This window comes from Chroococcidiopsis cubana SAG 39.79, from assembly GCF_003991895.1.
Taxonomy (GTDB): Bacteria; Cyanobacteriota; Cyanobacteriia; order Cyanobacteriales; family Chroococcidiopsidaceae; genus Chroococcidiopsis; species Chroococcidiopsis thermalis.
Genome location: NZ_RSCK01000167.1, coordinates 1 through 7,085, shown reverse-complemented (window position 1 = coordinate 7,085; position 7,085 = coordinate 1). Strand labels below are relative to the sequence as shown.

Annotated in this window: 6 protein-coding genes; 3 read left to right on the top strand and 3 right to left on the bottom strand. The window is 42.1% G+C overall.

Translation table 11 applies throughout. The features are described from left to right. The first annotated feature begins 145 nt into the window (after window positions 1-145). A complete protein-coding gene (locus DSM107010_RS35945) occupies window positions 146-1,261 on the top strand; it encodes a DUF3326 domain-containing protein (protein WP_106169087.1) in 1,116 nt (371 codons plus the stop codon). Further along, window positions 1,254-1,889, top strand: coding sequence for a CPBP family intramembrane glutamic endopeptidase (locus DSM107010_RS35940; RefSeq protein WP_015154384.1), 636 nt, complete (start codon window positions 1,254-1,256; stop codon window positions 1,887-1,889). Before DSM107010_RS35945 ends, DSM107010_RS35940 begins: the two co-directional genes overlap by 8 nt. 138 nt (window positions 1,890-2,027) lie before the next feature. Here DSM107010_RS35940 and DSM107010_RS35935 read toward each other — a convergent pair whose 3' ends face one another. The 3 genes from DSM107010_RS35935 to DSM107010_RS35925 form a co-directional block, all read right to left on the bottom strand. Beyond that, window positions 2,028-2,681: a PIG-L deacetylase family protein gene (locus DSM107010_RS35935; RefSeq protein WP_106169088.1), complete on the bottom strand. Its 654-nt coding sequence runs from the start codon at window positions 2,679-2,681 to the stop codon at window positions 2,028-2,030. 5 nt (window positions 2,682-2,686) lie between these two features. Further along, window positions 2,687-3,532: a sugar phosphate nucleotidyltransferase gene (locus DSM107010_RS35930; RefSeq protein WP_106169089.1), complete on the bottom strand. Its 846-nt coding sequence runs from the start codon at window positions 3,530-3,532 to the stop codon at window positions 2,687-2,689. A gap of 111 nt (window positions 3,533-3,643) precedes the next feature. Beyond that, window positions 3,644-4,879, bottom strand: a complete 1,236-nt coding sequence (locus DSM107010_RS35925) for a class I SAM-dependent methyltransferase (protein WP_106169090.1) — start codon at window positions 4,877-4,879, stop codon at window positions 3,644-3,646. A 632-nt stretch (window positions 4,880-5,511) separates the two neighbouring features. Between DSM107010_RS35925 and DSM107010_RS35920 the strand changes: the two genes are divergently transcribed. Further along, on the top strand, window positions 5,512-7,056 hold the full coding sequence (locus DSM107010_RS35920) for a glycosyltransferase (RefSeq protein ID WP_241994474.1): 1,545 nt from the start codon (window positions 5,512-5,514) through the stop codon (window positions 7,054-7,056). Window positions 7,057-7,085: the final 29 nt, after the last annotated feature.

Here is a 7,085-nt window from a genome sequence, read left to right as displayed (position 1 = left end):
AAAAAGTTGGATAACCATATCGGAGCTATCTGGTATTTCATTCATCACTATAACTCATCCTTACTTGTGTAGGACTACCGTAAGGATTTTAGCTAAACCCGCCCCTACGAATTTTTAACTTTTAACTTTTGACTTTTGACTTTATATGAATCGTCTCTACACAGCCCTCTTAATCGTCCCTACTGGAATTGGGGCAGCTATTGGTGGTTATGCTGGTGATGCAATGCCTGTTGCTAGAACACTTGCTTCGGTATGCGATCGCCTCATCACTCACCCGAACGTCCTCAATGGCGCACAATTATACTGGTCTTTACCTAATGCTTTCTATGTTGAAGGCTACGGACTTGACAAATTCGCAGCGGGATGCTGGGGTTTACGTCCAATACATCAAAATCGCATAGGTTTAATTCTTGACAAAGGAATAGAGACAGATTTGCGACTGCGACATCTCCAAGCTGCGGATGCGGCTAGGGCAACTTTGGGGTTAAATTTAACCGACTATGTTATTACTGATGCGCCTTTGAATGTGGAATTGCGGACTGCTGCTTCTGGGGCGAGTTGGGGAACAATTGGCAATCCCGATAGTTTGTTACGGGCGGCGGAAGTATTGATAAGTAAAGCTGGGGCAGAAGCGATCGCAGTGGTTGCCCGTTTCCCTGATGATATTGGTAGCGAAGCATTGCAAAACTATCGTCACGGACAAGGAGTCGATCCGCTAGCGGGTGCGGAAGCGATTATCAGCCATTTAATTGTCAAAACTTTTCAAATTCCCTGCGCCCATTCTCCCGCGTTATCACCTTTACCCCTCGATCCCGATTTGTCTCCTCGTTCGGCGGCGGAAGAATTGGGATATACATTTTTGCCTAGCGTTTTAGTTGGGTTAAGTCGCGCCCCTCAATTTGTTGTCAATCCACACCGTGTAGAGACGTTACCTGGAACGTCTCTACAACCTCCACGACATATAACGTCTCTACATGAAGATATTTGGGCAAAGGAAGTCGATGCTGTCGTCATCCCTGCCACGGCTTGCGGTAGTAGTGCCGTCCTCAGTTTAAGCCAATCCCAGGCGCAAATTATTACTGTGGCAGAAAATCAAACTACCATGCAAGTGCCACCCGCACCACTGGGAATCAAAGCGATCGCAGTAAACTCGTATTTAGAGGCAATCGGTGTCATCGCTGCCCACAAAGCAGGTGTGAATCCAACTGTCCTTTGTGGGGCGATCGCAAATTTACATTGCTTATCTACCACAGATGACTAGCCATAGCCCTATACTATCACTAACCCCTAACCGCCCTGCCATTTCCGTGAGTCAGCAGCAAGATCCGAGTCTTCAACCTTTGTCGCGCCTCCAAATTTTAATGTTGATGGGTGTGACTGCTGTAGTATTTTTAATAATCTCAAAACTCTGGTTAAGATTTGGTTCCGTGTCCCTCTTAAGTGTTAGTTGGGATGCCGGATCTATACTTACAGGCATTGGTCTAGGACTCATTATTACTTCTGCTAGCTTTGTAGTTTATCGATTGTGGCCCGCATATCGTCGTAGTTCGGATTTCTATCTAGAATTTGTTCTCAAGCCATTGTTACTACCAGACATTATCTGGGTAGGGTTATTACCAGGGCTGAGTGAAGAATTATTATTTCGAGGGGTCATGCTACCAGCACTCGGTTTAAATGCTACTGGCATTGCCATATCAAGTCTATGCTTCGGTGCTTTACATCTGAGTGGTTCTCAGCAATGGTCTTATGTTGTTTGGGCAACTATAGTAGGTGTATTGCTAGGATTCAGTGCTGTAGTCACGCACAATTTATTAGTTCCAATTGTGGCGCACACGTTTACAAATTTAATTTCTAGCTATCTTTGGAAAATAGGACAATCTAATTCGTAGTAGGGGCGCACAGCTGTGCGCCCCTACCAAACAACCGTACACCTCTATGACTCTTTTCAATCAAAAAAACTTTACAAAATTGTAAGGCTAATAGGGTGCGTTTTCAAAACGCACTCTACTACTTTGGTAATTGGTAAATTAAAAAACAATTTTACGACAGTAAAAAGCCTCTGCGTATTTTTCTGGTGCATTCGATTCGATTCCTCGGATTCTTAAAATTGATAAAAAGGTTTCTTCAGTAAACCACTGCTTTTCTATTTGAGACTGAAAACTACTAAGAATTAAGTGGGTTTTATGCTGGCAAATTGTTGGATCTAAATGAACAAAGAAATTAGGTATACCTAAATCGCCATCGTACTTGGGAATTTCATATTCTAAAATTAGATGATTTCTGAAGGTATTCCAAGTTAAATCAGAAATTAATCGATGATCTTGATGTAGGTCGTTACGGTAATGAGTCAAAATAAGATCGGGCTGAAATTCTTGTTTTAAGCTCTCAAAAAGTTCTTTAACTTCAATCGCGATGAAAGGCAAAAATCCATCTCTAAAATTTGCGATCGCAATATTTTTTATTTGCGTTCCTTTTAAAAACTGTTTAGCACTCTCATAAGCCTCTTTTTCTCTTTGTGAATTAGAGCTAAATACCACCCAATAAAATGCAAGGTTCTGATATTTTTTTATCAGTTTTAAAATTGTACCTCCACAACCAATTTCAATATCATCGCAGTGCGCTCCCAAACATAAAACATTATAAGGCGAATCGCTTTTTGCTTCAAAATTAAATTTGAGCATCCAGTCTATCTCCCAATCTGATATGCTAGATTGAATGTTTTTGATTTATTTGTTTCCCAACAATATTCTGACTGAGTAGATTTCCATACATGCCAAGGTGCTTTCCCTTGGCAATACAAATCGTCTAACTGCTGCTGTTCTTTGAAGGTATCCATGCACGCCCAAAAACCATCATATTTATATGCCGTTAGCTGATTCAACTTCATCAATCTTTGAAATGGCTCGCACACTAACTCCTCACCTTCATTAATGTATTGATAAATCTCTCGTTTAAACAGAAAATATCCTCCATTAATCCGAATTCCTGCTTCTTTCACATCTTTAATATCGTTGACTAAACCATCTTCTGTAGTAGAAACAAGGTGAAAGCTATGGGAAGGCTTGACACACAAAAAACAAGCTACCCTATCTTTTTGATAAAAATCATCAATGAATCTTGGTAGATTCAGATCGGTCAACCCATCGCTATAATTTGCTAAAAATACCTCTTCACCTTCCAGATACTTTTCAACCGCTTTGAATCTTTGCCCGATACTAGAATGCAAACCTGTATCAACAAAGGTGATTTTCCAATCTTCGATATCGCTATTGGATAGTTGAATAGTTTTTCCACCATTCAATAATGTAAAGTCGTTAGATAAACATTCATTGTAATGTAAAAAATAGTTCTTTATAGCATCAGCTTTGTAGCCAAGGCACAAAATAAAATCTTTATGTCCGTAGTAGGCATAATACTTCATGATATGCCATAAAATCGGTCGGTAGCCAATATGAACCATTGGTTTAGGTAAATTTGCAGCAGCTTCTCTCAATCGCGTTCCTAAACCACCGCAAAATAAAACAACTTTCATAATATACTCTCCTTATTTCTGTCGGAGTAGATTTAAACTGAGCCATAAGGTAGCAAGTCGTGTAAATCCCAACTACCAACTACCAACTACCAACTACCCATTACCCATTACCTAAGAGTAAACAATTACTTCAGGTATTGGTACAACAAACTTACCACCCCAATCGCGAATATATGCCATTTGCTCCATAATTTCATCCTGAAGATTCCAAGGTAAAATTAAAAGATAGTCTGGCTTTGTCTCCAAAATTTTGTTAGGATGAAAGATAGGAATATGAGTGCCTGGTAATAATTTACCTTGCTTAAAAGAACTGCGATCGACTGTATAATCGATAAAATCCGTGCGGATTCCACAAAAATTCAAGAGCGTGTTACCTTTGCCTGGAGCGCCATAACCAACAACAGATTTGCCTTGCCTTTTCGCTGTAATTAAAAAATCCAATAGCTTAAACTTGGTTTCTTTAACCTTTTGAGCAAAAGAGAAATAATGCTCTAGAGTTGTAAATCCAGCCGCTTTCTCTTCAGATCTTAACGCTCTCACCTGTTGACTAATTGATTTCGACGTATCTTCAGCATGACTGACATAAATTCTGAGGGAACCCCCGTGAGTTGAAAACTGTTCAACATCAAAAATAGTCAGTCCGTGGGTGGCAAAAACTTTCTCAACCGTGAGAAATGAAAGATAAGAAAAGTGTTCGTGGTAAATGGTATCAAACTGATTTCCCTCCATCAACCGCATCAAATGGGGGAATTCCATTGTAATAACTCCCTCCGGTTTGAGCAAAATTTTCATTCCAGCCACAAAATCATTTAAATCGGGTACGTGAGCTAGCACGTTATTCCCCAACAACAAATCGGCTTGATTCCCCTTTGCTACTAACTCGCGCGCTGTCTGTTGCCCAAAGAACTTGACAAGTGTAGGAATACCTTTTTCCCGCGCTACTTTGGCTACATTTGCTGCTGGCTCAATGCCTAAAACAGGTATCCCTTGAGCCACAAAGTATTGCAGCAAATAACCATCATTACTTGCAATTTCGACAACTTGGCTCTGTTCGTGCAATCCCCAACGCCCTACCATTTTTTCAGTGTAATCTCGAACGTGTTGCAGCCAAGTATCAGAATAGGACGAGAAGTACGCATAGTGACTGAAGATGTCACTCGGACTGACATACTCTAGAAGTTGAACTAAAAAACAGCGATCGCATACGTACACATGCAGTGGATAAAACGGCTCCATCTGGTTGAGCTGAGCAGGTGTTATGTAGCTCTCGCACAATGGTGACATTCCTAGATCGACAAAGCTATGTCTCAGCAAAGAGCCACAGAAACGACAGCACGAGCTATTCATTGTTATATTTCACTATGCCTAAAACTTACTACGTCCGATCGTTCACAACTAGCTGGCGCTAGTCGTCAATGCAACTTAAAACCTATTGCAATTTAAGAATTGATTTTGAATACTCACTTTTCCTCTAAACTGGATACTACACACTTAATTTGAGCGTGTCAACCCCATATTTGCAAATACCGAGTTCGAGACATTTGTGCAAATTTTGCACAAATGTGAAGATACTTGCAAAAGTAGGGTCGAACTTCAGACATGCGATTGAAGTACGTTATGCAAAACTCTGAAAGTAAATATTCCCTCCAAACTAGCTGCAAGCAAGAGACAACAACTAACTAGAGAGAATATATTGACCAATTGTCCTGAGTTGAAAATATGGCATTGTGTTATAAGTTCTCAAAAAGCTCGATTTTGCAGTTGACACTTGTAATTAACTTTGGTAAGAGTGTAGCTTATGACTAGGTTTTGATAGAGACCAATTTTTGCCTTAATTAGCAATCGCGATCGCAGTCTTTCGCGCTCTGCCACATGCGTGAGGGGCAGTACTTCTGTGCTGTATCTCAACACAAGCGGCAAGAATTAAGTATCGAGATTTAAAAATTTAGAAATTTGAACTATGAGGAGCGGAATCCTGCATGAGTCTGCCGTGTTCTAGCTTCAGTTATGCACCGCTGGCAACCAGGGAAGCAGTCACAGCTCAAGGTAAGTTTTTGTACGTTAACGATCAAAAGTTTTTTCTCAAAGGAGTTAGCTACGGTCCGTTTTCTCAGGCAACACACGGCACTCCCTTTCCTGAAAAACAGGTTGTTGAAAAAGACTTTGCCTTGATGGTAGAACTAGGAGCGAACTGTATTCGCACGTATACTGTTCCCCCTGTATGGCTGTTGGATTTGGCAGCAGCTTACGGTCTGAGAATAATGGTCGGTATTCCTTGGGCTGAGCATATCTGTTTTTTGAGTTCCTCTGCTGTCCGAGCAGAGATTCGGGGCGCGATCGCTGATGGGGTGCGAGCCTGTCGCGACAGCCCCGCTACGTTTGCTTATCTAGTCGGTAACGAGATCCCTCCAGATGTCGTTCGCTGGCACGGAGCTAAGCAAGTTCGAGCTTTCCTGAGAGATTTAGTTTCAGTTGCCAAGGATGGCGATCCTACCGCACTTGTCAGTTATGCTAACTACCCCTGTACTGAGTATTTAGATATTGACTTCACTGATTTTTTATCCTTCAACGTCTATCTACACAAGGAAAAAGATTTTCGCAGTTACCTAGCGCGGCTGCACAATCTAGCAGAAGATAAACCATTAGTACTGAGCGAGTTCGGCATCGATTCTATCCGCGAGGGTGTAGAGGGGCAAGCTCAGATCCTCGATCGCAAACTGGCATCGAGTTTCAAAACTGGAGCAGCAGGTACAATAGTCTTTTCTTGGACGGACGAGTGGTTTACTGGTGGGTTTGCAATTCAAGACTGGGCGTTCGGTTTAGTCGATCGCGATCGGCATAAAAAGCCTGCGTTCTATAGCGTGCAGCAGTATTACAAATCGCTGCTACCACCACAACTACCTGAATACCCCAAAGTCTCGGTGGTTGTCTGTACTTACAATGCCGAACGAACTCTAGACAGTTGCCTCGCCTCGCTAGAGCGGCTCAATTACCCTAACTATGAGGTAATTGTGGTCAATGATGGCTCTACAGACGGTAGCTGGAGAATTGCTCGAAAATATGACTATATTCGCTTAATTAACCAAGAAAATAAGGGGTTAAGTGTCGCTCGTAACGTCGGTATCGCTGCTGCTGAAGGCGAAATTATTGCCTATACTGATTCTGATTGCGTTGCCGACCCAGACTGGTTAATTTACCTGGTAGATAAATTTCTCAGTTCGGGACTTTCAGCCGTTGGTGGTCCCAACTTACCCCCACCAGAAGATGCTTTGATCCCTGCTTGCGTGGCAGTGTCTCCTGGTGGTCCTACCCATGTCTTACTAAACGATGAGGTAGCGGAGCATATTGCTGGTTGCAACATGGCTTTTCGCCGAGAAGCGCTAGCAGAAATTGGCGGTTTCGACCCGTTATTTCATGCTGCTGGCGATGATGTCGATCTGTGCTGGCGGTTACAAGACCAAGGTTATACGATCGGCTTTAGGCGATCTCCAAGAAACAAAATACCTATGAGGCAGGTCGGATAAGAATATCCCATTTGGGCAAGAGGGGATTG